Source organism: Sedimentibacter sp., from assembly GCF_038562225.1.
In the GTDB taxonomy this organism is placed as follows: domain Bacteria; phylum Bacillota; class Clostridia; order Tissierellales; family Sedimentibacteraceae; genus Sedimentibacter.
Genome location: NZ_JBCFAS010000001.1, coordinates 240,783 through 267,018, shown reverse-complemented (window position 1 = coordinate 267,018; position 26,236 = coordinate 240,783). Strand labels below are relative to the sequence as shown.

20 protein-coding genes, 1 other RNA gene and 2 riboswitches are annotated in these 26,236 nt (G+C 40.9%); of the genes, 7 read left to right on the top strand and 14 right to left on the bottom strand.

Annotated features, from left to right (window positions below):
• The first annotated feature begins 107 nt into the window (after positions 1 to 107).
• Entirely contained in the window at positions 108 to 566 is a 459-nt protein-coding gene (locus AAGU76_RS01225) for a universal stress protein (RefSeq protein ID WP_342483611.1), read from the top strand.
• A gap of 53 nt (positions 567 to 619) precedes the next feature.
• Here the strand turns inward: AAGU76_RS01225 and AAGU76_RS01220 are convergent, their stop codons facing one another.
• The 8 genes from AAGU76_RS01220 to AAGU76_RS01185 form a co-directional block, all read right to left on the bottom strand.
• On the bottom strand, positions 620 to 1,537 hold the full coding sequence (locus tag AAGU76_RS01220; RefSeq protein ID WP_342483610.1) for an FMN-binding protein: 918 nt from the start codon (positions 1,535 to 1,537) through the stop codon (positions 620 to 622).
• A gap of 255 nt (positions 1,538 to 1,792) precedes the next feature.
• Complete coding sequence (gene rocF, locus AAGU76_RS01215) at positions 1,793 to 2,704, bottom strand: arginase (protein WP_342483609.1); 912 nt, start codon at positions 2,702 to 2,704, stop codon at positions 1,793 to 1,795.
• Between the two features lie 58 nt (positions 2,705 to 2,762).
• Positions 2,763 to 3,008 (bottom strand): hypothetical protein, encoded by a 246-nt coding sequence (locus tag AAGU76_RS01210; protein WP_342483608.1) that lies wholly within the window; start codon positions 3,006 to 3,008, stop codon positions 2,763 to 2,765.
• A 222-nt stretch (positions 3,009 to 3,230) separates the two neighbouring features.
• On the bottom strand, positions 3,231 to 3,719 hold the full coding sequence (locus AAGU76_RS01205; RefSeq protein ID WP_342483607.1) for a dCMP deaminase family protein: 489 nt from the start codon (positions 3,717 to 3,719) through the stop codon (positions 3,231 to 3,233).
• Positions 3,720 to 3,744: 25 nt separating this feature from the next.
• Positions 3,745 to 8,091, bottom strand: coding sequence for a DNA polymerase III subunit alpha (gene polC, locus AAGU76_RS01200; RefSeq protein ID WP_342483606.1), 4,347 nt, complete (start codon positions 8,089 to 8,091; stop codon positions 3,745 to 3,747).
• Between the two features lie 177 nt (positions 8,092 to 8,268).
• A complete protein-coding gene (locus tag AAGU76_RS01195; protein ID WP_342483605.1) occupies positions 8,269 to 9,429 on the bottom strand; it encodes an isocitrate/isopropylmalate family dehydrogenase in 1,161 nt (386 codons plus the stop codon).
• A gap of 10 nt (positions 9,430 to 9,439) precedes the next feature.
• The gene (locus tag AAGU76_RS01190; protein ID WP_342483604.1) at positions 9,440 to 11,374 is read right to left on the bottom strand and encodes an aconitate hydratase; all 1,935 of its coding nucleotides are present in this window, start codon (positions 11,372 to 11,374) and stop codon (positions 9,440 to 9,442) included.
• A 51-nt stretch (positions 11,375 to 11,425) separates the two neighbouring features.
• The gene (locus AAGU76_RS01185; RefSeq protein ID WP_342483603.1) at positions 11,426 to 12,475 is read right to left on the bottom strand and encodes a lactonase family protein; all 1,050 of its coding nucleotides are present in this window, start codon (positions 12,473 to 12,475) and stop codon (positions 11,426 to 11,428) included.
• A 186-nt stretch (positions 12,476 to 12,661) separates the two neighbouring features.
• Between AAGU76_RS01185 and AAGU76_RS01180 the strand changes: the two genes are divergently transcribed.
• Complete coding sequence (locus AAGU76_RS01180) at positions 12,662 to 13,588, top strand: LysR family transcriptional regulator (protein WP_342483602.1); 927 nt, start codon at positions 12,662 to 12,664, stop codon at positions 13,586 to 13,588.
• 17 nt (positions 13,589 to 13,605) lie between these two features.
• Here AAGU76_RS01180 and AAGU76_RS01175 read toward each other — a convergent pair whose 3' ends face one another.
• The gene (locus AAGU76_RS01175) at positions 13,606 to 14,490 is read right to left on the bottom strand and encodes a YitT family protein (RefSeq protein ID WP_342483601.1); all 885 of its coding nucleotides are present in this window, start codon (positions 14,488 to 14,490) and stop codon (positions 13,606 to 13,608) included.
• A gap of 276 nt (positions 14,491 to 14,766) precedes the next feature.
• On the opposite strand from AAGU76_RS01175, the gene AAGU76_RS01170 reads away from it, so the two are divergent.
• Complete coding sequence (locus AAGU76_RS01170; protein ID WP_342483600.1) at positions 14,767 to 14,973, top strand: hypothetical protein; 207 nt, start codon at positions 14,767 to 14,769, stop codon at positions 14,971 to 14,973.
• Between the two features lie 155 nt (positions 14,974 to 15,128).
• Here the strand turns inward: AAGU76_RS01170 and AAGU76_RS01165 are convergent, their stop codons facing one another.
• The 4 genes from AAGU76_RS01165 to smpB all read right to left on the bottom strand — a co-directional run bounded on the left by AAGU76_RS01165 (position 15,129) and on the right by smpB (position 21,146).
• Positions 15,129 to 16,253: a PrpF domain-containing protein gene (locus tag AAGU76_RS01165; RefSeq protein WP_342483599.1), complete on the bottom strand. Its 1,125-nt coding sequence runs from the start codon at positions 16,251 to 16,253 to the stop codon at positions 15,129 to 15,131.
• Positions 16,254 to 16,806: 553 nt separating this feature from the next.
• Positions 16,807 to 19,758, bottom strand: a complete 2,952-nt coding sequence (locus tag AAGU76_RS01160; RefSeq protein ID WP_342483598.1) for an FG-GAP-like repeat-containing protein — start codon at positions 19,756 to 19,758, stop codon at positions 16,807 to 16,809.
• Positions 19,759 to 19,889: 131 nt separating this feature from the next.
• Positions 19,890 to 19,974, bottom strand: a riboswitch (cyclic di-GMP riboswitch).
• 360 nt (positions 19,975 to 20,334) lie between these two features.
• Positions 20,335 to 20,689, bottom strand: a transfer-messenger RNA (tmRNA) gene (gene ssrA / locus AAGU76_RS01155).
• 7 nt (positions 20,690 to 20,696) lie between these two features.
• Entirely contained in the window at positions 20,697 to 21,146 is a 450-nt protein-coding gene (smpB, locus tag AAGU76_RS01150) for an SsrA-binding protein SmpB (protein WP_342483597.1), read from the bottom strand.
• 278 nt (positions 21,147 to 21,424) lie between these two features.
• On the opposite strand from smpB, the gene AAGU76_RS01145 reads away from it, so the two are divergent.
• The 3 genes from AAGU76_RS01145 to AAGU76_RS01135 all read left to right on the top strand — a co-directional run bounded on the left by AAGU76_RS01145 (position 21,425) and on the right by AAGU76_RS01135 (position 23,844).
• Positions 21,425 to 21,637 (top strand): hypothetical protein, encoded by a 213-nt coding sequence (locus AAGU76_RS01145; protein ID WP_342483596.1) that lies wholly within the window; start codon positions 21,425 to 21,427, stop codon positions 21,635 to 21,637.
• Between the two features lie 194 nt (positions 21,638 to 21,831).
• Positions 21,832 to 23,103, top strand: a complete 1,272-nt coding sequence (locus AAGU76_RS01140) for a methyl-accepting chemotaxis protein (protein ID WP_342483595.1) — start codon at positions 21,832 to 21,834, stop codon at positions 23,101 to 23,103.
• 90 nt (positions 23,104 to 23,193) lie between these two features.
• Complete coding sequence (locus tag AAGU76_RS01135; RefSeq protein WP_342483594.1) at positions 23,194 to 23,844, top strand: DUF6143 family protein; 651 nt, start codon at positions 23,194 to 23,196, stop codon at positions 23,842 to 23,844.
• A gap of 61 nt (positions 23,845 to 23,905) precedes the next feature.
• On the opposite strand, the gene AAGU76_RS01130 is transcribed toward AAGU76_RS01135, so the two are convergent.
• Complete coding sequence (locus AAGU76_RS01130) at positions 23,906 to 24,949, bottom strand: hypothetical protein (protein WP_342483593.1); 1,044 nt, start codon at positions 24,947 to 24,949, stop codon at positions 23,906 to 23,908.
• Positions 24,950 to 25,224: 275 nt separating this feature from the next.
• Positions 25,225 to 25,347, top strand: a riboswitch (cyclic di-AMP (ydaO/yuaA leader).
• Here AAGU76_RS01130 and AAGU76_RS01125 point away from each other — a divergent pair.
• The gene (locus AAGU76_RS01125; RefSeq protein ID WP_342483592.1) at positions 25,345 to 26,208 is read left to right on the top strand and encodes a LysM peptidoglycan-binding domain-containing protein; all 864 of its coding nucleotides are present in this window, start codon (positions 25,345 to 25,347) and stop codon (positions 26,206 to 26,208) included. It overlaps the preceding riboswitch by 3 nt.
• Positions 26,209 to 26,236 lie beyond the last annotated feature (28 nt).

The window sequence follows — 26,236 nt, the reverse complement described above, 5'->3', positions numbered from 1 at the left end:
TAAACTGTACAGAAAATATAATTGGTAATGTTTTACACCAGTTGCCTGCCGGTATTATTTCCTAAAGTTAATCTTCGCATATTAAATATATATTAGGAGGAATTAAATTGAAAAGAATACTTGTTCCAATTGACGGCTCTGCAGCTTCTTTAAATGCAGCACGAAAAGCTGTCGAAGATGCCAAGCTGAACAATGGAGAAATTATTTTTGTGTCTGTCGTTAAGCGATTAGAAATTATGGGAAGCGGTTCTGAAACAGGGTATGGATATTCTGTTAATTTTCAGAATCTGAATGAAGCCATGATTAAAGATCAGACTCTTATGTTGGGAAATATGTTGTCCGCATTGGATTTGTCGGATATAAGTTATGAAAAAAAAGTTCTGGTTGGAAATCCTTCTGAAGAGATTTTAAAATATGCAGAAGACTGCATGTGTGATTTGATTGTTATTGGTAGGAGAGGCTTCTCTAAATTTAAACGTTTTTTCCTGGGTTCAGTAACCCAACGTGTAATTTCAGATGCTCCATGCCCTGTTCTGGTGGTAAATGAAGAAATAACAGAAGAATAAATAAGGCTCCCAAACAGCCTGGACTGTTTGGGAGCTTTGCTTCATTACGTATTTTACTGTGCTTCCAAGGCTGCCTTAACAGCTTCCTTGATTGCATTGCTTGTTATTGTTGCCCCTGATACTCCGTCTACATCAACTGAATCTGCTTCTGCTATTTTTGCTGGAAGCTGCTCGATTGCATTTGAACCTATACCCTGAGTTTCGCTGTCACCCTTTGCAGTAACTGATACTATGTTATCGCCTTCAACTACTACAGTTACTGTAACGTCTCCGCCAAATCCTTTAGCTGTTGCCGTGAGAGCTCCTTCTGTTGCCTCACTGCTTGTACCGGCACTTGCCAATGCTTCTTCAACTGCTTTTTTAATTGCATTGCTTGTTACTGTAGCTCCTGATACTCCGTCAACTTCAGTTGAATCTGCTTCTGCTATCTTAGCAGGAAGCTGGTCGATTGCATTTGAGCCTATACCCTGAGTTTCGCTGTCACCCTTTGCAGTAACTGATACTATGTCATCACCATCAACAACTACATATACTGTAACGTCTCCGCCAAATCCTTTTGCTGTAGCTGTGAGAGCTCCTTCCGGAATAGGTTGTGCAGAAGTTTCCTTAACAGGTTCTTCTGCCGGCTGTTCAGCGCTTTCTATGCCCAATGCAGTCCTAACTGCTTGTTTAATTGCATTACTTGTTAAAGTTGCTCCTGAAACTGAGTCAACATCTGCTGAATCTGCTTCTGCTATTTTTGCTGGAAGCTGGTCAATTGCATTTGAACCAATTCCCTGTGTCTCACTTGGTCCCGCTGCAGTCACAGATACTATATCATCACCGTCTACAATCAATGTGACAGTAACATCACCACCAAAGCCTTTAGCTGTTGCCGTTAATGTTTCTCCTTGTGAAGTTAAATTTGTAGCTACTTGTAAGAAACCGAAAGAAAGCACAAAAACCAACACAATTATTAATCCTTTTTTCATAATCTTCCTCCTAGATAATAAATCACTCTTTCAATAAAATTTAGAGCAACATACGTGGACTGAATCAGATAAAAATATTACCCACTAATTTTTTATTATACTATACTTATCGGATTATGTAAAGTTTCATAACAATAAAAAAATATGATTTTTTATTGCCTATATTAGTAATTATGACTTGTAAAAACAAATTTTCCATTTTAATTCAAAAAAATAACTGGCAGAAAATCTGCCAGAATCCACGATTGAATTGTGCTATAAGAGCCATTCTCCCATAAGTGACCCCATGAGTCCCACTGCTGTTTTGGCAGTCTGGTTGTTATTGTCTATAATGGGGTTTACCTCAACAAATTCAGCGCTCACAAGTTTCCCTGAAAGTGATATCATTTCAAGTGCCAGATGGCTTTCACGGTACGTAAGACCACCAGGAACTCTTGTGCCTGTTCCCTGCGCATAAACAGGATCCATGCTGTCCATATCGAAACTTACATGAATGCCGTCGGTGCCGTCTTCGGCTATCTCAATTGCTTTTTCAATAACAGCAGTCATTCCCATACGGTCAACCTCATGCATGGTAAAAACGGTTATTCCCATTTCTTTAAGCATCTTTCTTTCACCTGCATCCAAATCCCTGCATCCTATGAACACAATTTTGTCTGCCCTAAGCTTTTTATCAGTACCTCCTATGTCAGTCAGACTTTCGTGTCCTAGCCCTAAAAGGACAGCTACGGGCATGCCGTGAATATTACCTGAAGGTGAAGTTTCCTCGGTGTTTATGTCTCCGTGAGCATCAAACCATATGACGCCAAGATTTTTCTTGTGTTGCAATACACCTGCAATAGTTCCTATGGCAATGCTGTGGTCACCGCCCATAACTAGCGGGAACCTGCCTTCATCCATGACTTTGGAAACTGCATTGCATAACTGTGTATTCACCCTCACTACCTCGTCAAGGTTTTTTAGTTTTATTCCATCTGTTACAGGACTCAAAGGCTTATTGGCTGCAATATCCCCTTCATCCCTGACGTTGTACCCTATACCCTCCAGTTTTTCCTGTACTCCGGCATATCTTATTGCATATGGCCCAAGGCTTACTCCAGGAGTCCCTGCCCCCAGGTCTATCGCAACTCCTATAAGGGAAATGTTTGGATTGATGGATGGTTTCATATGTCCTCCTTGTTAATACTGCCTGTGGAATTTAAATGTTCTGCCTCCAGCCAATTCGTTAAAATTCTATGAATTTAGGCGTTATTCCCTCAAGTTCATTAATGTCATTGTATAAATTTTGTATGTCAGAATCGTTGCCGCATAGCTGAAGTATTATGATTCCATCCACCGAGCAATTATCCTCGCCTGTTTCATGAAAGCCTACTCTTGTTGTTATATTGCAGCCGTACTTTGTAAGCACCTCCTGCAGATTCGGAGCCTTAGACATTCTTCCGTTGACTTTAATGGCCATTACTGAGTTCATAATATCCTCCTTATTATTTTTATTGAAACAATGCTTATGAAACTATCATCATTGCTTCTTTATATTATTGCTTGCAAGTTTTAACTTATGCATTCATAGAAATATTGTACATACTGTTTCCGATTCAGATATTAAGTACCCATTTTAGCTCAACTGAAACATTGATGTAAATGCACATGCGAAAAAACAGACGAACTCTCTGTTCGTCTGCTTTTAAGTGTTCTATTTAAAATTCAGTGTCAACAAATCAATGTCCGTTTCAAATTTCGTGAAGCTGACTCCCGCACTGGTAAGCATCCTTTTAGATGCCTTCACTATGTCTGTGTCTTCATACTTGTCGCTCAGGTACACAATTTCCTTGATTCCTGACTGTATTATTGCCTTAGCGCATTCGTTGCAAGGAAATAGTGTGGTGTAAATCCTGCTTCCTTCAAGGTTGGCGCCTCTGCTGTTTAGAATGGCGTTTAGCTCGGCATGGACAACATAGAAGTACTTTGTGTCCATAGATTCGCCTTCTCTGGACCAGGGATACTCGTCATCGGAGCAGTATCTTGGAAATCCGTTGTAGCCTACGCTTAAAATCCTGTTTGTCCTGCTGTCTACAATGCATGCACCAACCTGTGATGACGGATCCTTGCTCCTTTTTGCCGACAAAAGTGCCAGCCCCATAAAGTAATCATCCCATCCTATATAATCATTTCTTTTACTCATACTTTTTCCTTATTATTATTAATTTTTATATTACATCCAGAAGACTCAGCTGGTCGCTTTCCGGAATTCCCTTCAGACATCCGAACTTTTTAAGCAGTTCTATTGCTGCATTTCCAATTTTTGCTCTCTTTTTTAAGTCATCCATGGATTTTATCTCCTCTTCACCGTGCACTGCATTATATATTCCTTCCGCCGCAACACCGCCCATGCCGGATATGCTGTTAAGAGGAGGTCTTATGCCGTCTTCCTCAACAACAAACTTCACCGAATGGGATTTGTAAAGGTCAATGGGAAGAAACCTGAACCCTCTTTCATACATTTCCAATACCAGCTCCAGATCATCGTACATATCCTTGTCCTTATTGGCTGCCTGGTTGCCCAGCTCTTCAATTTCTTTAATTTTTTGCTTAACTACCTCTTTTCCGTTTATCATGAACTCAGCATCGAAGGCCTTTGCTCTTATGGAAAAATATGCAGAGTAGTACGCCATTGGTATGTGAACTTTGAACCAAGCTATTCTGAATGCCATCATAACATATGCGGCAGCATGTGCCTTAGGGAACATGTACTTTATTTTCTTGCATGAATCGATGTACCACTCCGGCACATCATTCTGTCTCATGAGCTCCTCATATTCCGGCCACTTTGAATCCTTCAGAGCTTTTCCCTTACGGACCGTTTCCATTATCTTGAAGGCTGAGTTCGGCGGCAACCCTTTTTTAATAAGGTACACCATGATATCATCTCTTGTGCAGACAGCCTCACTTATGGTGGAAACAGTTCTTGAATCAATGAGATCCTTGGCATTGCCCAGCCACACGTCAGTTCCGTGTGAAAGACCTGATATACATATTAAGTCCATGAATGTCTTTGGCATAGTGTCAAGAAGCATTCCCCTTACGAATTTCGTTCCGAATTCAGGAACTCCGAATGTTCCTACCTTAGAGTTTATCTGCCCTGGCGTAACTCCAAGAGATTTGGTGGATGAAAACAGCGACATGGTCTCCTTGTCATCCATGGGAATGGTCTTCGGATCAACTCCTGTTATATCCTGCAGCATTCTGATTACCGTAGGGTCGTCATGGCCCAGTATATCCAGCTTCAGAAGGTTCTGGTCTATGGAGTGGTAATCGAAATGCGTAGTAATGATGTCAGAATCAGGGTCGTCTGCAGGGTGCTGAACAGGACAAAATTCATAAATTTCCCTTCCCTTGGGCACAACTATTATACCTCCCGGGTGCTGACCGGTTGTTCTTTTTATTCCTGTGCAGCCTTTTGCTATCCTTATGATTTCTGCCTTATTTACAGTTATATTTTTTTCTTCGTAATATTTTTTGACATAACCGAAGGCTGTTTTATCTGCAATGGTGCCTATGGTTCCGGCCTTAAAGGTGGTTCCCTTGCCAAATATAACTTCAGTATACCTGTGTGCCTTCGCCTGATATTCCCCGGAAAAGTTAAGGTCTATATCAGGTTCCTTGTCTCCGTTGAACCCCAGGAACGTTTCAAAGGGTATGTCGATGCCGTCCTTGGTGAGCTTTTCGCCGCATTCCGGGCATATCCTGTCAGGCAGGTCAAATCCTATGTTGTATCCGTAATCAGTAAAATCCGAATATTTGCAGGCTGGACATCTGTAATGGGGCGGCAGGGCATTAACCTCCGTTATTCCCGTCATGTAAGCCACAACGGATGAACCTACGGAGCCTCTTGATCCTACCAGGTATCCATCCTCGTTTGATTTCCAAACCAGCTTCTGAGCTATTATATACATAACGGAAAAGCCGTTTTTTATTATTGAATCCAGTTCCTTATCAAGCCTTTTCTGCACAATTTCCGGCAGAGGATTCCCGTAAAGTTCATGTGCCTTGCTAAAGGCAATATCCTTAATGGTCTGTTCACAGCCCTCAATGTGAGGAGGACATTTTTCCGGTGAAATTGGACTTATCTGTTCGCACATTTCTGCAATCATATTGGTGTTGCTTACCACAACTTCATATGCTTTCTCCTGTCCAAGATATGAAAACTCTCTAAGCATTTCCTCTGTGGTCTTCAGATACAACGGAGCCTGGTAATCAGCATCCTTGAAGCCCTGTCCAGCTTCAAGAATTCTTCTGTAAATTTCATCCTCCGGATCCATGAAGTGCACGTCTCCCGTTGCCACTACAGGCTTATTTAACTTCTCGCCCAGTGAAACAATTTTTCTATTTATGTCCTTAAGGTATTCCCTGTCTGGAACCTGTTCGTTTCTTACAAGGTACTCGTTATTGCCCAGAGGCTGTATTTCAAGGTAGTCGTACTCCTTGGCTATGGACTCTATCTGCTCTTCGGACTTACCCAGCAAAATAGCCTGATAAAGTTCTCCTTCGCTGCATGCACTTCCGATCATCAAGCCATCGGAATGCTTTCTGTAAAGGCTTTTCAATATCTGAGGTTTCTTATGAAAATAATTCAGGTGCGAATAAGAAACCAGCTTGTATAAATTTTTGAGGCCTGTGTAATTTTTGGCCAGTATTATTGCATGATACGTTTTTAATTTTTTAAATTCCTGTTTTTTAGACTCTTCATCGGAAGCGTATAAGTTTATGTCATCCACGCTTATTACTCCCCTTTGTTTGAGCATGTCCAGCATGACATTGAACACCTTTACGGTGGTTTCAACGTCGTCCAGAGCTCTGTGCGCTACATCCACCTTTATTCCCAGATTCTTTGCTATTCTGCCTAGCTTGTATGTCTTGTAGTCAGGGAACAATTCGTGAGCCAGGGACAAAGTGTCAACGTAAGTAAAATCAAAACTATAATTCAGTTCTTTTGCGTTGTGTTTCAAGAAGCCTATGTCAAAGTCGGCGTTGTGAGCTACAAGAACACTCCCTTGAATAAATTCAAGCATTTTAGGAAATACCTTATCAATTGTTTCTGCATCCTTTACCATGTCGTCTGTTATGTTTGTAACTTCAACCACCCTTGCTGGAATAGGCTTCTGTGGATTGACAAAGCAGCTGAACTCGTCAACTACCTTACCTCCCTCCATTTTCATTATGCCGATTTCTGTGATTTTTTCAGTAACCGGAGAAAATCCCGTGGTTTCCAGGTCAAGCACGCAAAAAGTACCGTCAATTATTTGGCCTCTCGGGTTTGTAACTGATGGTTTCTTATCCAGAGCAAGATAAGCCTCAACGCCGTAAATTACCTTCATATCCGGATTGTCCCTTCCAATAAGCTTATGGGCTTCAGGAAAAGACTGCACAACTCCGTGATCTGTGATGGCAATGGATTTCATCCCCCAGCTCATAGCCCTCTTAATAAGATCCGCAGCACCGGTCATGGCATCCATCTGGCTCATCTGAGTGTGCATGTGAAGTTCAACCCTCTTTGTGTCAGAATTGTCCATTCTCTTGCTTTTTTTCAGGCCCTCCGTCTCTGTTATGATGTTGGCCAAAAGCTCAATTTCTCCCGAAAATTTGCTGAAGCTGGAGTTACCGATTACCCTAGCTCCCTTGGCTTTCATGAGCCTTGAGAGAACATCATTGTCTTCGCCTTCCTTGCAGAAAGCTTTACAGGTCATGGAGCTTGAACCGTCGTACAAGTCGAAGGATATGAGAGTCTTTCCGCTTTTTAAGCCCTTTGCCTCAATATTTGATATCTCTCCTTCAATCGCAACTCTTCCCTCATCAGGTGTTATGTCTGCAATTTTGATGATGCTGTCCTTTATTTTGGAGCTTCTACCCATTATAAGTGCAGGGTCATCCTTTTTGCCTTCTGTCTTAGCCTTGGCTTCATATTTTGGTTCTTCTGACTTCTTTGGCGTCCTGGCGGCAGTGTTGGGCGACGCAGACATGTTTTCGTTTTGTATCTGCAGCATTTCTTTCGTGAGAGCTTCTTCCTGCAGCTTGATGAACTCTTCGCTGCTTACCTTGTCAAGAAAATTGATTTGGTAGGAAGAACCGTACATTTTCTTAACTGCATCATGTATTTTCTTGTCGTAGCCCATGCCTTTAAGGAAGTTTGAAACGGCAATATTAAATTTAAAATTGATGGCCTTGTCAGTAATTTCATAGTCACTGTTGTTCAGTACAGCCTTCAGGGCGTGATACTTATCAGTCAGAACGCACAAAATATTCTTAAGTTCATCCTCAAGAAGCTTCATATTGGTTCCGTCATCATAGCTGACAACAATCCTGGAATCTTCCAGGTTGAATCTATTTTTCATGAAATTGTTGAAATTTTCTAATTCCCTGATTTCAATATACCTGTCAGATCTTATTTTCATCTCCAGGGTCTTTGTCTTTTTGCTTAAAACTACCCCTTCTACAAATGCAGTATTTATGTTGTCTCCGGATTGATAATCGCTGAAAACATCTTTAATTCTTTTCATTTCTAACCTTCTTGCAACTATAGTATTAAATTATTATATAACATACTCACGCAATTTGTACATAGTAAAATATGTTCATTCAAAGCAAATGGTGTTTGTTCTATAACAAAGGCACTCAAAATGAGTGCCCCGATAATTAATTAAATTTTTAAACTTCTTTAATTTCTTGGTGTCATATTACATCATTTGCTTAAGCGTTTCCAGAAGGTAATCTGCGAATTCTTCTGCTGTGGCACCGTCCTTATCTGTTGTCACAACCAGCTTTCTTTCTGTTATGGTGCATTTGTCCAGCGCCTTGTCGAGAAGATCCTTTCTGTCTCCGTAACCTATATGTGCAGCAAGCATTCCCACTGCCCTGATTAAGCTGCAGGGATCAGCATAATTGCCTCTTCCGTGTGAAATGAGGAACGGAGCTGTTCCGTGGATGGCTTCAAACATTGCATACTTGTTGCCTATGTTTGATGATGATGCAGTTCCAAGTCCACCCTGAAGTTCAGCAGCTACGTCCGTGACAATATCTCCGTACAAATTTGGAAGAACAAACACCTCACAGCCTTTGGTGAATTCATGGTCCATCATCTTTGCACACATGGCATCAACCAGTTTTTCCTGAATCTCAATTTCAGGGTATTCCAGACCCACCCGACGTACAGCTTTAACGAAATTACCGTCACTTAGCTTTACAATGTTTGATTTTGTAACTACCGTAACATTCTTCTTGTTGTTCTTGCGGGCGTATTCAAAAGCTGCTCTGGCTATCCTTTCACTGCCCTGCTTTGTTTGAACCTTGAAGTCAATGGCCAGGTCTTCGTTAACCTGGATACCCTTGTTGCCCCAGATGTATTCGCCTTCAATGTTCTCTCTGAAGAATGTCCAGTCTATGTTTTTATCAGGTATCTTTATTGGACGCACTGCAGCAAACAATTCCAGCTCTCTTCTGAGCATCGTGTTGGCGCTTATGAGATTCGGCCAGGGATCTCCTTCTCTTGGAGTTACCATTGGCCCCTTCAGCAAAACATTGCACTGTTTTACTTCTTCAAAAACCTCATCTGGAAGACTCTGCAGCTTAGCTGCCCTGTTCTCAATGGTCATTCCTTCAATTATTCGAAGTTCAACTTTTCCGGAAGCAATTTCTTTTTCAAGCAAAACATTCAAAACCTTGATTGCCTCCTTCATGATGATTGGCCCGATGCCGTCTCCCGGCATTATTCCAACCACAATTGTGTTCAGATTTGAAAAATCCGTAATCTCGCTATCTGCTTTCATTCTCTCTATGCGCGTATACTCAGTCTTGATTAGTTCTGCCAGCTTTTCCTGGGCTGTTCTTATGTTTTCCATGCTAATCTCCTTATTTGTTTTTGTTTGCAACATAACACAGCTGTCCGCCTGCTATGATGATGTCTGTTTCTCTGTCGGTCAGGTCAACCTTTGCTTCGAATGAAACATTTTTTGTCATGTTTTTTACTGTGACCTTTCTGCTTCTTATTTGCTCTGCAATGTTTTCAACAACAAGCTCATCCATCATTTCAATGTTGCCATAATCTGAGGGATTCACAAACAACAGCGGAAGAACACCGTGATTTACAAGATTGTTTTTGTGTATTCGGGCCATGGATTTTGCTATGACAGCCTTTACTCCAAGGTACATTGGCGCGATTGCTGCATGCTCCCTGCTGGAACCCTGACCGTAATTTTCTCCGCCGATGATGATGCTTTTTCCCAATTCCTTGCATCTGTCGTGGAATCCCGGATCAATTCGTCCGTAACAGAATTTGCTGATTTCAGGAATGTTTGAACGAAGTGCAGAAAACTGCGCGTTTGCAGGCGTTATATCATCGGTGGTTATGTTGTCGCCGCGAACTGCAGATACTTTAGCCTTCAATGTTTCGGGCAGAGGATCATTGATGGGCATCGGTCTTATATTCGGACCTCTAACTACCTCAACGGTTGATCCGTCTTCGACAGGGGCTATGATCATTCTGTTGTCAACTATGAAGTCATCCGGTTCCTTTATAGTTTCAAGAATTGTAACATCCATGAAATCCCTGGGGTCTGTTATATATCCCCTGATAGCTGAAGCTGCTGCAATTTCCGGGCTTGACAGGTACAAGCTGGCATTCAGGTGACCTCCCCTGCCCTTGAAGTTTCTGTTTGATGTGCGCAGGGATACTCCGTTTGTGCTGGGTGCTTGTCCGATACCGCAGCAGGCTCCGCATCCGCACTCAATGATTCTGGCACCCGAAGCAACAAGCTTGCCTATTATTCCGTCTCTTAAAAGCATCAGATACATCTGACGGCTTCCTGGAGCCACAACAAAACTGACATCCGGATGAGTCATCTTTCCATCCATAATGGCCGCAGCTTTTGCAAAATCTGTATAGGAAGCGTTGGTACAGCTTCCCAGGAAGACCTGGTTTATTTTCACTTCACCTAGATTTCTTGCTTCGGTTACATTGTCCGGCATGTCAGGCATGGCAACCAGCGGTTCAATCTTGTCCAGGTCTATGTGGATTACCTCATCATATTCTGCATCATCGTCTGGTCCGAGGGGTATCCACTCGTGTTCTCTTTGCTCATTGATAAAGAACTGGTGCACTGTTTCATCGCTTGGAAATATTGATGTGGTAGCCCCCATCTCAGCGCCCATGTTTGTTATGGTAGAACGGTCTCTTACATTGATGGCTGCCACACCGTCACCGGTGTATTCATAGACCTTTCCAATGCCTCCCTTAACCGTTTGTTTTCTCAGCATTTCAAGAATGACATCCTTCGTGGACACTCCCGGTCTAAGTCTTCCGTGCAGAATCACGTTAACTACGTAAGGCATCTTAAGGTAAGTTGGTTCTCCGGCCATTGCCAGGGCAACGTCCAGCCCCCCTGCTCCCATTGCCAGTGCACCAACCGCTCCTCCGGTAGGAGTGTGGCTGTCAGAGCCCAACAGAGTGATTCCCGGACGGCTGAAGCGTTCAAAGTGCACTGTATGGCATATTCCGTTGCCTGCCTTTGAAAGGTGAATTCCATACTTATTTGCCACGGTCTGCAGATAAATGTGGTCATCGGGATTTTTGTTGTCTGCATACAGCATGTTATGGTCTATATAACTTACGGAACGCTCAGTCTTCACCTTTGGAATTCCCAGGGTTTCAAAAGACAGATATGCCGGTGTCCCCGTAACATCATGTGTGAGAGTCTGGTCTATTTTTATGGCAACCTCCTCTCCTGCATTCATGCTTCCAAAAACGTAATGGTTTTCAATTATTTTACGCGTCATGTTCTTGCCCATATTTCATCCTCGCTTCATTTGTTTTATTTGTGAGTTGGAATTAATTATTCTTTAATCTGCAAATACCACACACACAGGGCTTTCAGTTTCAATTGTTTTTCCTGTGAATGTGAGACTTCCATTTTCATGGTTTACATGAAAAAAATTTATGGTGTCGCTGTCTTCATTGGCTGCAATCAGCTGTGTGCCTTTTTGGTTAAATGTCATAAACCTAGGGGTTTTTCCAAGAGTTGGCGTGTTGCCGGAAAAACTTAAGAAACCTGTTGATTCATCTATTGCAAATATTGTGATGCTGTCATGAATTCTGTTTGAAACATACAGGAATCTGTCATTGGGATGAACAAGTATGGCGCTGGCCTGCTCCTTTCCCCGGTAGTCTTCCGGCAGTGTGGAATTTGTCTGTTTAGGCTTAAGGCTGCCATTGCTGCCGTTAAATTCATAAAAGGTAACCGAATTTCCTTTTTCATTTACAACATATGCATAGCGATTGCTGCCATTCATAACTGCATGTCTCGGTTCATCATGCTCCCTTGCCTTTTGGCAGTGAACAAGCGTCAGGGAACCATCGTCGTTTGCTTTGAAAACATTGACCTGTGAATAACCTGATCGCCTTCCCTGAGCAGGAACGAGCAAATACTGCATGCTATTATCCCACAGGCATTGGTGGGCGTGAGACACGCTGTCTCTGGACTTACCCGGCAAGTTTGCCTTGAATACAGGATTTGTCAGACTGCCGTCTTCATTTCTCTTCAGTGTGCACACGGCTCCACCCTGCAGCATGGCTGTATAGATGTAGCGGTTGTTTTTGTCCGCAGTAATAAAAACAGGATTCCTTCCTCCTGAATCAACAGTGTTAAGATATTCAAGTTTTCCTGAATCTTTGCAGATTTTAAAGGAGCTTACAGAACTTATGTCTCCGTGTACCGTGTAAAGATACTCCTTGTTCTTGTCAAAACACAGATAGGATGGATTGATAACATTCTCCACCAGCTGAATCTCTTCCCAGTTGTCTTCCTCATCAATGCTGTAGACCTTTAGTCCTCTTCCTCTTGCATTTCTGTCTTTTGTTGTTCTGCAGCCCACATAAGCAAATTTTTTCATTTTACATCCTTATATACAATTTGAGCTATAGCCTGCAACAATCATGAATTTCGCTGCAAACATTTGTGCAAATTCAAATTTTGAAAATTATACTTGTTTCTATGGTGTGATTATATAGTATTTATTGATTTTTGTACAATATCCATATATAATACAGCTATAAATTTTAGCTATAAAGGATGAGTTATGAGACTGAAAGATTTGTTATATGTTTCGACAATTGCGAGACACAAAAGCTTTTCAAAGGCAGCAGCAGAACTTTTTATAAGCCAGCCCACGCTCAGCCAGGCCATCAGCCGCCTTGAATCCGAGCTTGGTGTAAGACTTTTTGACCGTGACAACCTGTCCGTATCTCTGACCTCTGCAGGAAAGGTGTTTCTTGGGGATGCGGATGAAATACTGGATGCTGCCGAAAAGCTCAAAAAAAAGATGCAGAACATTTCCCAGTCCAATTTTGGAACCATACGTGTAGGAACGTCACAATTTTACGGCTCATTTATTTTTCCTGTCCTCATTCCTGCCCTGAAAGAAAACTATCCTGGAATCAAAATTGAGATTACGGAGGAATCATCGGATCACCTGGAAGCCATGGTAGATGGCGGCGATCTTGATTTTGCATTTATTCCGCTGCCCATTACCTCTGACCGTGTTAAAAGCTGTCACATGTTTAACGAAAAGATACTGCTTTGTGTACCAGACAACCCCTATCTCTGCGGCAGACTTAAGCTTTCACCCAACGGACGCTGGCCTTACGTGGAAAATCTTGCAGTGCTTTCAGATGAACCTTTCATGCTGCTTAAACAAAACATGAAGCTTAGAATTAAGGCAGAAGCACTATGCGAAAATGCAGGTTTTTCGCCAAATGTCATAATGGAAAGTCAGAACATGGAAACACTCAGAAACTATGTGGCCCTGGGTATGGGAATAAGTTTTCTTTCGCACATGCTGACTTCTTCTCACAAACCCGGTATCATGTACTATCAGCTTCATGACGACAGTTCTGTACGCGATTTTGTTCTCATATATTCAAAAAAAAATCCGCTGTCTTCACTGGAGAAAGTGTTTATTGAAACTTCAAGGGAAGCACTCTCTTTTTTCGACTGCGGATCGTAATTTTATTGTATATATCCTTAATTGTTATCCTCTGAACTTATGTCTATGAATCTTACTCCCTTTCCCCAGACATTAACTACAGGCAGTACCTTTACGAATGCTGCTCCATCGTTTTGTCTTATGAACTTTTGTATCATCACTGCCTGATTGGGCGAACAAACTGATTCAATCTGAATTTTTTCTTCATTTGTGTAGCATCCCTTTATTTTAAAGAGAGTTACTCCACGTCCCAGCTCCAGCATAATGAATCTGCTGATTTTTTCATACTCGCTGCTGATTATTTCAAGCTTGTACAGCTTTGTGCCAAAGCCAAACATTATGTAGTCGCATACCTTGGTTGTAATAAGCTGGCTTATGATTGAATATAGCGCTATGTTTCTTCCGAAGGCAAAGGCTGCAATTAGTATTACGCAGCCGTCCAGCACAAGCATTATGTAGCTGACATTTATTGACGGGAAAGCCTTCTTATTCAGTAATCTTGCAATGGTGTCAGTGCCGCCAAATGAAAAACCCTTCCTAAGAATCATTCCAACGCCGATTCCGTAAAAAATTGAAAAGTAAATGGATGCAAGAAGCAGGTCATTTTCTACGAACTTGAATTCAAAGTTTTGCATTGCCAGCAGAACCGTGGGATACAAGACAGAAAGAAAAATAATTTTCATGATTTCCTTCTTTCCCAGCAATGCATAGGTTATTAACAATATTACTAGAGTGACTGCATAGTAGATATATGTGTAATTTACATGAAGGTATTTTTCCAGTACAATGGCAAGACCTGTTATGCCGCTGGTAATGAGACCGTTGGGTTTAAGTATATAGTTAACTGAAAATGCGGTGATGAAGCATCCTACAGCCAGGTAAATTGTATCAGAAAATAATTTTTTTATATTGGTATTGAACATGTTTTCTCCTCTGAATTTAAAGCTAATGTTTTTTGCTGATTTTGCATAATTTTCTATATTTTAATAATAACAAAAAAAGCGAAAAATGCAAATTAAATTTCATTTGTATTTCTTGGCTTGCGAATTAATAATATATGTAACAAGTTCAACTATTTTGCTTACTAACATAATTATGTCATTTTAGAATAATCAGGACTTTAAATTTCTTGATGAAAAATCTGATTTTTGGAAAATATATATTATGTTTTTAAATTATTTAACTGTGAGGAGGCAAATATGAGCAAAGGCAACGGAAGGCACAATACCGGAAAAGGTAACGGCATGGACAAATTCAACGGCTCATGCAACGGTATATTTTCTTCAACCGACTCTCGCGTTAATTTCAATCATTTTGTTAACCGCGACAGCAACAATCTGGATGACAGCAAAAAAGACAATCACAACGACAATCAGTTAAAAAAGGAATTTGAAAACAAGAGGTAACAACCAAATAACTCTCAAATTATGTGGCGCTGCCCATTATTATGAGAGTTATTTTTTTAAAGCCCTCCATTAAAATTTTCCATATTTTTATTATCATTTATTAATGCCTGTTTCTTTATATGAATTAGGCTTCCGGCAAGCAATATTTTTCTATCTTAATCCCTTATATATACATAGCCGTCCATTATTCTTCTTGCTGTTCTTGTTACTCCGCCTTTAATCACTGTTTCCCCATTCATTTTAATATCAACTTGAGTTATACCGCTTGAATGTCCGATTCTTATGATATCCTGGTCGCTGTCTAAATTTGCAGCCTCACTCACAATTGTCCCAGGGATTCTTGCAGCAGCTCCGGTCCCGACTGCTACCGTCATGGGATAAGCTTTGTGAATTTTTCCCACAGAAACAGCTCTGCAGCATATATCCATATGTTCTGCCTTTACTTGATTGTTGTCCATGTCTGTATAATCCTGCGGTTTGGATACGATAGAAACTTTAGGGATGGATGTAGATTCTGTCCTTGCCTGTTCCCACTCTTTTACGAATCCGCATTTTTGAGCACCTATGCAGCGTATTCGCTCTATGTGTTCCATAACGTCTTTATTGCTGTTAAGTTCTGTCAGCTCAGTACCTCTTATGCCCAAATCATCGGCTCTTATGAACACAATTGGATTTGAACAATCGATTACTGAAACCTCAATGGGTCCGAAATCCGGTACTTCAAATGTATCTTTTTTGTTTCCGGTCGGAAATAATTTGCTTGTTGCTGCTCCTGCTGGATTTTCAAAATACATATCTATTCTTGAACCAGTGCCTGGCACTCCCTTAATGACTTCATCCCCATGTACCATTGCTTTGCCGTCTTTTACGCGAACATGCTCTTCTATTATCTTATTTGTATTGGTGTTTAGTACACGTACAACTGTTACAGGTTCCACTGCCTTTACCAAACCTTCGTCAATGGCAAAAGGTCCCACAGCCGAAGAAATATTTCCGCAGTTTGCACTGCCGTCTACATTGGGAATTACTATGTCAACTTGCCTGAATGTATAGTTAACGTCAACGCCTTTTACATCCGAAGGTGAAATTATGGCTATTTTGCTGGTTGATGATACAGTTCCGCCCATTCCGTCAATTTGTTTGACATCCGGTGTTCCCATTACCTTTAAAAATATGTCATCCCAAACCTCTTTATCTGCCGGCAAATCCTTTTCATGAAAGAAAACTGCCTTGCTTGTGCCGCCGCGCATATAAACGCACGGATATTTTTTCATATACATGCTTCAACCTCCGTTATTTGCTTGATTAATTATAACCATTGATTAATCCAAAGTAAATAGCATAATGAATATTCTAATATTGAGGAACAGGCAAACATTTTCGAAAATTTGTTTAAAAAAAAATTTCAAATTTATGTTTAAAGATATAACCATCGGGTATACATATCATACAACATCATTTTCTATAGTTCTAACAGAGTCAGCACAATTACCAGTTGTATTGGTTGAATCGTGGTCTAACCCGTTAACAGTTAGATTATATAAAGCGGCTAAACCACACAAGAGTAAAGATGCTGGTAGGGTAGTAATTAATTAAATGAATGTTGAATCATTACCGAGAGGTTTTGAATGGGTATCCAAGAAAATAAGTAGCGCCTGGTATCTCTATATGATATCCAGGCGCTGCTTATTTTTTATCACTTTATATTTTTCATAGCAACTTATATATTACGAGTATTTGCAGATTTTTCTGACAGTATAAATTTCCGGCCATCGTTCAGTTTCATTTTCTATTCTATTTATACTGCTGCTTCAAATAACCGTCAGAAACCAACTACCGTATAATAGTGATTATCATGCTAACCTCATCATAGTCTACTATTGCTCCCAATGTCTCACTGATAAAGCGTAAAGGAACAAAGGTTCTGCCGGGCGGCAGTATTACAGATTCACTGTCAAGGTTAACGCTCTTTCCGTTCACAATAGCTTCTTTTTTGCCTATATTGAGTACCAGCTCCCTATCTCTGTCTGTTATTTTTACCTGTCCGGAATCGTGCAGCCACTGAACATTTGCGCCCAGCGCCTCGCTTACAAAGCGGATACCGATTTGGGTACGGTTAGTACTTGCTTCAATATAAGGCGCGGCATCCAGCGTGTATGGCTGACCATCAATAGTAGCCTGAGTGCTGTTTACAGTAAGAGTAATCAGTGTCTGGTTTGGCCCCAATTTGATTATATGTTTAAATTCCCGGCTGGCGTTTTTTCCTTTGTTGTCTGTAACTGTAATCGTAAATTTGTAAGTACCGGGCAGTATCGGCGTACCGTTGAAGGTGCCGTCCTCCGCCAGGCTTAAACCCTTTGGAAGTGAGCCGCCAGTTACCTTAAACTTATACGGCCGGGTTCCTCCCGACGCTAAGAACTTATGTGAGAATGCCTTCCCGGGAGTACCTTCAGGCAGATTAGACCAGGTAACAGTTAATGGAGTGTAATGACTTCCTCCCCCGCTTGATGAAGGGGTGCTGTCATATACTGTTATAATAAGGTCTTGGTCTGCTCCTTCGCTAAAGTCGAAGGTTAAGGTTATGCTTCCGGTAGCCTGCTGCTCCAGATAGGATTTGTTTATGGTTACTGTGCTTTTGCTTACTGAATAATCTGTTCCATCCACAAGCACTATATCACCGTTTTTGATAGCACTCATTGTAGTGCTTTGTGCAGTTATGGTTACCGCAATATCCTTATAATTAGATGAACCACTGTATTTGTCAAAACTTGCATAAGTGGGATCAATAGTTGAATCTGCTGGTTTTATTACCCATTTGGCATATACAGTTATGTCGTCGTCAACTGTTGTATTAGCTAAAAATGCTGTTCCCCAGCCATCTTCGCCATCCACTCCTATTCCGTCATCTGCAATACCATTGCCGGTCCACCAATCAGCGAAAGTATAATCTGTTCTCGTAGGCTGCTCAGGCAGACTGCCCACTGAAGACGCAGGTTCTTCCACTTCAATCGCAGCCGGAATTGCATCCGTATCACCGCCGTTTTTATTGAAGGTTACAGTATAGCTATATGGTGTGCTGCTATTGCCGGTACTGTTGATGAGAACTAATACATTTCCATTATCACAATTTGTCATAGCTATATCCAACATCCCGTCATCATTAAAATCTCCTGTGGCAAGATTACATGGCTGATTGTTGAGACTAAAATCCTGTTTAGGGAACAGTGTGTGATTCCAGCTATTAGCAAGAATAGAAATGTTTTTGCTGTACCTGTTGGCTGCTGTCAAATCCATATAGCCATCATTATTGAAGTCGCCTGCAACAGAGTCAATTGGTCCGAGATTTAGAAGGAAATTACTCCAACTGCCGCTTGTTGCAAAATTTCCTGTGCCGTCACCAAGCAGTACGGATGCATATTCTTCGTATTCAGAAAAATTCAGCATATCATCAAAATACAGGAACGCTATATCTATATTCCCGTCATCATTGAAATCGGCTGCAGTAGCACCACCGGCTGAATAACGCATGCCCCCTCCGATAATTTCACCGATGTCCATTATTATCCTGGATGGTAGATCTGGAAAATGGCCGGAACCGTCACCAAAACGGATCTCCATGGTACTGACGTCAAAGCGGTCTCCAAAAACAACTATCAAATCCTGTTTTCCATCATTATTGATATCTTCTGCAAAGATTGCCTGAGGATAATTCGATGTGGATATTGACTGTGCTTCAGTGAAGATTCCTTCCCCGTTGTTCGAATAGATAAAAATTTTGTCCTGGTTCCAATCTGTCGTTGCTACATCGTTATCCCCGTCATTGTCAAAATCTCCTACAGCAGAAGAATACCCTGAACCACATGGAATCAATGGAGAAAAATTAAAGTTTCCGATGGATACAAATGCGTAAGTTCCTCCGCTGCCACTGATGACAAGATCATCCAAATTATCCCCGTTCAAATTACAAGCTATAACAGAATGTGGGGAGTAACCGGCAGCTGAAACAACACGAGCTGCAAAAGTCCCATCACCGTTATTGGGCAAAACAGATAAATTGCTCTCATTGGCATTGACAGCGACTATATCAAGATAATCGTCATTGTTAAAATGACCGGTAGCAATGCCCAGTGGTATACCGCCTGAGTAGTACTCATCAGGTGTTTTAAAACTTACAGGTATGGGTGCTGCCATTGTGCCGTAAGCAGAAAAAGCTATTTGAATTTTGTTCTGATCATCAGCCAGACCCATCTCACTGAATGGAATCTTCAGTTCATAAACCTTATGGTCATAATTGGCTCGTTCGGTAGTGATGAAGCCCGGCATACCCCATACTGAATTTAAAAGTGAAACTTTAAAAACCTTAACAACATCATTTGTTTTTATATATACTTTAACATAATCTTCGTTGCCATCCATGGTATTGTCAGGAGTTACATCAAAAGTTACATACAGGTTTTCCTGGTCATTCATCAACCATGCATAAATTGTACCGGCAGGATGTCCGCTGGCAGGAACCACATATTCCGCCATAAAGGATTCTTTGCCGGAAACTTCAGATATATTACCATCAACGCTGACACTGCCGGATACAGAATTAAGTATGTATGTGTAAAATTCTGATTCTGTTGTTATTTCCTTATACATATTTGTTAAAGGAAATTGAAAGGGTGTACGATTGACGGCAGACGAACCTTCGGTTGCTGCAGCAATGACCGGAGATGCAAAAAGCAATAATAAAAGTGTAACTTCAAAAATTTTTAACCAAGAAATTTTTGTTTGTTTCATTTTTTCTCCCTACCTTATAAAATAATTTTTGACAAGCAACTTATTATTTAAGCTGTGAAGTCGCTTTAATGCAAACAATTTTTCGTCCTAGCCTCCTTTCAAAAAGAATATATATAATAAAAAACCGACCTAAATAAACCGGTCGGTTACGCTATTAGCTCCACAAATGAAAAAGCGTCCAAATACTTTCATTTGGTCATTGCTGCCCATATTACTAATTGTATTGTTTTACAACTTATATATGACTGTTTTGGAAATTTCCAAAATATTAACAGTATGATTAAATACCTTATATGGTGTCTTTCTTTGTACTCTAAACTTAGATTAGATTTATGTAATAATTAAAAATGAACAATGAACATTGAACAGTACAAATATGCGGCTAACTTAGCTGTCATATTTAGTTGTTCATTATTCATTGTTCACCGTTCATTGCGGCTCCAGCCGCATTTGCGCAGTCTCGCATACAAATTTATCTGTTCGCTTTCGCTCACATAAATTTGGTGCTCGTTGCGGTTGACCCTACCATCCATCTGTACTTCGCTATCGCTCGTACATATGGGGTTAGTCAATACTTGATGGAGGCGGTGGGAGTCGAACCCACGTCCGAAAATATTTCCACAAGACTTTCTCCGAGTGCAGACGATAATTTTTGTTTCGCCTCTACTATCGCCTATCGTCAGGCTATAGTATCGGCTATCTTCGATTGCTCAACTTAAGGTCGAAGCCCCCTCAAGCAGTTCCCTGATTTAGATGATGCCCCAGTATAGCCTACAGGCCGGCTAAGTGGAACAAGCTAGCAGCTTACGCTGCGAATGCTAAGTTATTGTTTTCTTTTGCGTTTAATTTTAGTTGCCACTTTTTGCGTTGTTTGGCGACAACGACTCGCTTATCTTCCTTCTATATCCCCGTCGAAACCATTTACGCCCCCGTAAATGTCAATCGTCCTGTCTTTGGATTCTTCTTTCTGCATCCTTCTTGGCAATATCCTGACGCTTGTCATAATTTTTCTTGCCTTTGGCTACAGCCAGTTCCATTTTTACACGACCATTTTTGAGATATAAGCTTAACGGTATGAGTGAATATCCTTTCAGTGTTGCAAGCCCAAGCATCTTTCTTATTTCACGTTTGTTCAGCAGAAGTTTTCTGGGCCTTAGCGGGTCAACGTTGTATATGTTTCCCTTTTCGTAAGGGCTTATATGCATGTTGTACACGTAAGCTTCACCATCTTTAATATTCACAAAACTGTCCTTCAGGTTAACCTTGCCCTGTCTTATGGACTTAACCTCAGTTCCCACAAGAACAATCCCTGCTTCATACTTTTCTTCGATGAAATATTCATGATATGCTTTTCTATTGCTTGCAATATTTTTTGTATTTTCAGCCATTTTAATCACCCACCATTAACGTAGGTTGATTATAACATTAATAAATAAAGTTGTCAAATGGCAGTTTTTTGAGACTTAAAATGAACTTTTCCGATATTAATCCAGTTATCCAATTATGGCATATTATAAAATTTGTGCTTGCTTTATTCATAAAATCATTTTTTTGCAGGTAATATAGTCATGAAATGCAGCAATAATATTAAGGAATATAATTAATTATATTTAATTTTTAAACGAAGCGTGTCTTACTGTCGCTAAATTGTGAAAGGATTGATACCATGATAAATCATAATGAAAGAAACAACATTTTTGTCAATGTGATAACACAACCCAACGAAGTCAAGTCAGTTTCAAAGAGGCCTGTAGGCACTGCTGCCGACAATACATTTTGTGTATTCAACAATCAGAGTCATGCTGTGGGTTCTGTAATCAAAAACCAAGACGGAGATTACATCTGCACAGCTGATGGCTCATGGCAGAAAAAGGATTAAGATTATTTACTTTTAGGAGCTGCACGAAGAAAGGTGCAGCTCTTTTTTCAGTTTTGAATCTGACAACTGCTTTCAACTGGAATAAATAACGGTTTTTATGCAAATTTTTACCAAATGCTTAATTTCTTACAATAAAGTACGATAACTTAATTGTTGAAAAACTGGCAAGCAGATAGCAAATATATGGAGGAATTATGTTTATTAGGAGAAATAAAGGAAGTAAAAACCCAGCAGATATTGAAGCTGCAGCAGAAAAAATAAAAGAAGATGAGTCTTGCGACATAATGACGCTTTCTGGCGTTAATGAATTGCTGCAATATATGACAAGTCTTGATTACGTTAAGGAAATGATAGTAGATGCAAACCAGCAAATGGAAATGGTTGAAAGTCTGGCATCAAGCAGCGAGGAACTGAATGCTGCCACAGCAGACATTTCTGAATATGTTCAGAAATCCACCACAACCATGAATAGCACCATAACCAGCACCGAAACAAACCTGGAGATTATAAACTGCACATTCACATCTCTTGAAGAAAGCATTAATCAAACCTACAGAGTAAAGTCAGTGATGGATGAAGTAACCTCCGAAGCAGAAAAAATCAACAAGATTGTAAATGTGATAAATGATGTGGCAAGCCAGACAAATCTTCTGGCCTTGAACGCATCCATCGAAGCTGCCCGAGTAGGCCAGCACGGAAGAGGATTTGCTGTTGTGGCGGATGAAATTAAGAAGCTTGCCGAAAACACAAGACAGCAAGTCGGTCATATACAGGAAATAGTTGATAATTTAAACATCAAGATATCTGACACATCTGCAGAAGTCGACAAGGTTATACATTCCTTCAACACGTCAAAAAAACAGATGGATGATGCTGTTAGCGGCATAAAATCAATCAACAGCGGAATCTGTTCTGTTGGTGACAGCTTTACTAACATTTCCGCCAATGTTGAAGAACAATCTGCGGCCACACAGGAAATGACCAACAGCATTATGGCCATAAACAATAAGTCAATGAATCTGAAAAAAGAAGCAGCAAGGACAGGTAAAGCTTTCTTTGACATATCACAATCGCTGGACAACATAAGGATAAAAGCTTTAAACTCCAGAAAGAAAGTGGACAATGCAGTTATGATTGAGCTATCCAAAACTGACCACCTTATGTGGAAATGGAAAGTATACAACATGATACTTGGAAATATAAATATTGAAATTGAAACGGTAGGAAACCATCACGTATGCAGACTGGGAAAATGGCTTCAGACTTTGGACAAAGAACAAAAAGGGGTGTCTCAGATCCTGACAAAAATTGAAGGACCTCATTCCAAAATTCATGAAGCTGCAAAGGAAGCCATCAAGGCATACAACAGCAGCAACTTTGTTGAAGCTGAGCGTCTTCTTGGTATTTTAGAGGAAAATTCCTCATTGGTTGTGGAACAGCTTAACAAGCTTAAAGAAATCATATAAAACTTAGGCAATCCTCAAATTATTGACCAATTCACCATTGTGTTTTCCAATACATATACTGTACCATACCTTTTAAAGGATGGAGTGAATATGAATAACTACCTCAATGGAAAGAATCAAAAATCAAACGATATTTATAATTCCAACATGTTCTACAGCAGGAACAGCCGGTTATTGAACAACATTCCTGAAAATACAGGCAACACAGTAATTAGCCATAAGGAAATGCAGTATGCGGTGGATGTTCCCATTAACCTTGCAAAGTCTCTGGAAGGTAAGTATTTCCTGGGATACGCAGATTATCTGCCCTTTGGCGAAGGAACCAACACATGGGCTCGCCTTTACAATCCGGAAAATTCCAGTGTGAACCTTCACGTAACCGTTTGGACTGTCAGCGACATTTCACAAACTTCGTATACAGCTCAGATGTGGTTTAACAGTACACCACCCGGCTTAGCTCAGGAATCATCAAATGTAACGCCTGCCAATACGGCAATTGTTCCTCTTCCAGCTCCGCAGGTCAAACTGCAGTACGGCAGCAGCGTCCGTGGATTACCCCTGGGCGGTGTGCTTGCCTTTATCAGGAGAGGACAGCCCGGAGTAACCATGCTTGACGACGAGCAGGGCAAGTTCATATTCCCCCCTGGCGGATCGTTCATGATAATGCTTTCAAACCCGCAGACACCCGCAAGATTAGCTTCAGGAAGCATTGCCTTTGGCTGGTGGGAAGAACCTATATGATACTTAATTCAAAAAGGGATACAGCAAACGTCTATCCCTTTTTGAATTTACAGCACTGCTCTTAATGCTGAGTATTTGTTATAACCCTTAAGAGGTCACTGAAAACTCCATATCCAGTCTGCTGGATTTCAGGATCATGTTCCACGACAGAAATTGTACCCATCAGATCGGTTGTTATGCTTACCACTGAAGTTGTACCAGAAATACCTGCAAACAGAGTTCCCTTAGGAAGCTCCTTAGGACTTACTGATGCTTTAACCTTTCCATTTTCAATTGTTCCTGCACATACAAGTTTTATGACGTTGCCTCTTGCATCCGCTTCCTTTATTTGTTCCAGTGCTATGTCCTCTATTCCTTTTCTTTCAACATCGCACGGTGTTATACCGGCTCCCATCAGAACATTCAGTAAAGCAGCTGTTTTTGCAGCCGCATCCCACCCTTCGATGTCCATGGACGGGTCGGCTTCCACAAATCCTCGTTTCTTTCCTTCGCTTATGACATCATCATAGCTCTTCCCTTTAGCTAGTTCCTCCAGCACAAAATTTGTTGTTGAATTCAATATTCCTTTAACTTCCGTAACTCTGCACAGCTTTAATGTTTCATCAACAAGATTGAATACAGGTGTTCCGTCCATTACGGTCGTTTCAAAATAAAATTTCACTCCCTGTTTTTCGGCCAAATCCTTAAGGCTGTCGTATGCCCAGGCTATGGGTCCTTTGTTGGCACTGATGGTGTGCTTTTTCCTTATTAGAGCTGCTTCAATGTGGTCAATGGCAGGCTGCCCCGAAAAAATCTTAAGCGGTGTCAGTTCCACAAGGACGTCATAATCGACCGTTCTTGCAATTTCCATTGAGTTCATTCTTGAAAAGTCGATGCTTTTTTCATCGAATCGCTGCAACCTTTCCATGTCCATGCATGCCTTTTCCAAATCAATACCGCAGCTGTTCACCAAAGATCCTCTGCTTCCCGTGGAAATAGCAACAACCTTCACACGGCACCCGAACTTATGTATTATTTCTTCCCTTTTTTCCAATAAAAGCTTGGCAAAAGCTTGGCCAACATTGCCAAAGCCCAGTACTGCAAGCTTGAAATCATATTTCTCCATAATACCTCCATCAACGTTTAAATTGAATTCGTTTTCATTTATATTCTATCATTTGCTGTCCCCATTTACAACTGTAATACCATTCAGATATTGAAAAAGCTGAACCTTTTGTATGGGAATTCATGGTTGTCTTAATTTTTCAGTCTTAAACCAAAATATTACTAATTTTTGACGCTAAAGTTAAATGCTTGAATAATTTTCAATATGTTTCAGTCCGGCTTTTAATAGCCAGACGTACAAGTACTTACCATTGATTACTTATTACATTTACATTACAATTTTAACAGCCGAATCTCTCAAAAGAGTACCGGGGATTATTTATCGGGGTGAAGCCTTATGGGCGGGGTACCTCAACCCTAATCCGTCAACTAACCTGGAAGGCTAAGGAGGATGAAATGAATAAGAAAACCATCAAGTCAATTTTGTTGACCACAAGTCTCACTCTTGGCATATCTTTGGGTGTAACCGGTGATGCATATGCAGCAACCTACACAACCGTAAGCGGGGATTCGCTTTACAAGATAAGCCGTCTTTTCGACACAACAGTAGGAAACCTTATGGACTACAACAACCTTAGGACCTACAACCTTAATATAGGACAAGAGCTTTACGTTCCAAGCAAAACCTATACAGTAGTAAAAGGTGATACCTTGTATCTTATTTCCAAAAAGTTCAATATATCGCTGTCTGATCTTAGAAAGGCTAACAACATCTACACAAACTACATAGACATCGGACAGGTTCTGAACATTCCTAAGGTAAAACCCATTGACACAGCCATTGCGGCAGAGCCTGCCGCGGCCGTTGCAAAAGCTCCTGAAACACAATCTGCCGCACCGGTTCCAACATTTCCCCAACCCCAGCCTGTGCAGACAACTGCTCCTTCTTCATCCTATTCCGCAGAGGATTTGGACGTGCTTTCAAGGCTGATAATGGCCGAAGCCCAGGGTCAGCCATATGAAGCGCAGGTTGCTGTGGGAGCAGTGGTAATGAACAGGGTAGAAAGCGACCTTTGGCCAAATACGGTCAAGGAAGTTGTATATCAAAACATTAACGGTTACTATCAGTTCACACCGGTTTTAAACGGCTGGATAAACAATCCTGCAAATGAACAAGCCATACAGGCTGCCAAAGAAGCTCTGAATGGGGCTGACCCCACAAGCGGTGCAATGTTTTACTACGACAATTCAACCACAAATCAATGGATTTTGTCAAAGCAGGTGGCTTTCAGATCGGGAGTAATGGTATACGCATATTAATCCAAACAAAAAAGCAGAAGAAATCTTC

Excerpts from the sequence above, each read along its gene's own strand:
- AAGU76_RS01220 (WP_342483610.1), bottom strand. The coding sequence starts at position 1,537 with ATGAAAAAAGGATTAATAATTGTGTTGGTTTTTGTGCTTTCTTTCGGT.
- rocF (WP_342483609.1), bottom strand. The coding sequence starts at position 2,704 with ATGAAACCATCCATCAATCCAAACATTTCCCTTATAGGAGTTGCGATA.
- AAGU76_RS01210 (WP_342483608.1), bottom strand. The coding sequence starts at position 3,008 with ATGAACTCAGTAATGGCCATTAAAGTCAACGGAAGAATGTCTAAGGCT.
- AAGU76_RS01205 (WP_342483607.1), bottom strand. The coding sequence starts at position 3,719 with ATGAGTAAAAGAAATGATTATATAGGATGGGATGATTACTTTATGGGG.
- polC (WP_342483606.1), bottom strand. The coding sequence starts at position 8,091 with ATGAAAAGAATTAAAGATGTTTTCAGCGATTATCAATCCGGAGACAAC.
- AAGU76_RS01195 (WP_342483605.1), bottom strand. The coding sequence starts at position 9,429 with ATGGAAAACATAAGAACAGCCCAGGAAAAGCTGGCAGAACTAATCAAG.
- AAGU76_RS01190 (WP_342483604.1), bottom strand. The coding sequence starts at position 11,374 with ATGGGCAAGAACATGACGCGTAAAATAATTGAAAACCATTACGTTTTT.
- AAGU76_RS01185 (WP_342483603.1), bottom strand. The coding sequence starts at position 12,475 with ATGAAAAAATTTGCTTATGTGGGCTGCAGAACAACAAAAGACAGAAAT.
- AAGU76_RS01180 (WP_342483602.1), top strand. The coding sequence starts at position 12,662 with ATGAGACTGAAAGATTTGTTATATGTTTCGACAATTGCGAGACACAAA.
- AAGU76_RS01175 (WP_342483601.1), bottom strand. The coding sequence starts at position 14,490 with ATGTTCAATACCAATATAAAAAAATTATTTTCTGATACAATTTACCTG.
- AAGU76_RS01170 (WP_342483600.1), top strand. The coding sequence starts at position 14,767 with ATGAGCAAAGGCAACGGAAGGCACAATACCGGAAAAGGTAACGGCATG.
- AAGU76_RS01165 (WP_342483599.1), bottom strand. The coding sequence starts at position 16,253 with ATGTATATGAAAAAATATCCGTGCGTTTATATGCGCGGCGGCACAAGC.
- AAGU76_RS01160 (WP_342483598.1), bottom strand. The coding sequence starts at position 19,758 with ATGAAACAAACAAAAATTTCTTGGTTAAAAATTTTTGAAGTTACACTT.
- smpB (WP_342483597.1), bottom strand. The coding sequence starts at position 21,146 with ATGGCTGAAAATACAAAAAATATTGCAAGCAATAGAAAAGCATATCAT.
- AAGU76_RS01145 (WP_342483596.1), top strand. The coding sequence starts at position 21,425 with ATGATAAATCATAATGAAAGAAACAACATTTTTGTCAATGTGATAACA.
- AAGU76_RS01140 (WP_342483595.1), top strand. The coding sequence starts at position 21,832 with ATGTTTATTAGGAGAAATAAAGGAAGTAAAAACCCAGCAGATATTGAA.
- AAGU76_RS01135 (WP_342483594.1), top strand. The coding sequence starts at position 23,194 with ATGAATAACTACCTCAATGGAAAGAATCAAAAATCAAACGATATTTAT.
- AAGU76_RS01130 (WP_342483593.1), bottom strand. The coding sequence starts at position 24,949 with ATGGAGAAATATGATTTCAAGCTTGCAGTACTGGGCTTTGGCAATGTT.
- AAGU76_RS01125 (WP_342483592.1), top strand. The coding sequence starts at position 25,345 with ATGAATAAGAAAACCATCAAGTCAATTTTGTTGACCACAAGTCTCACT.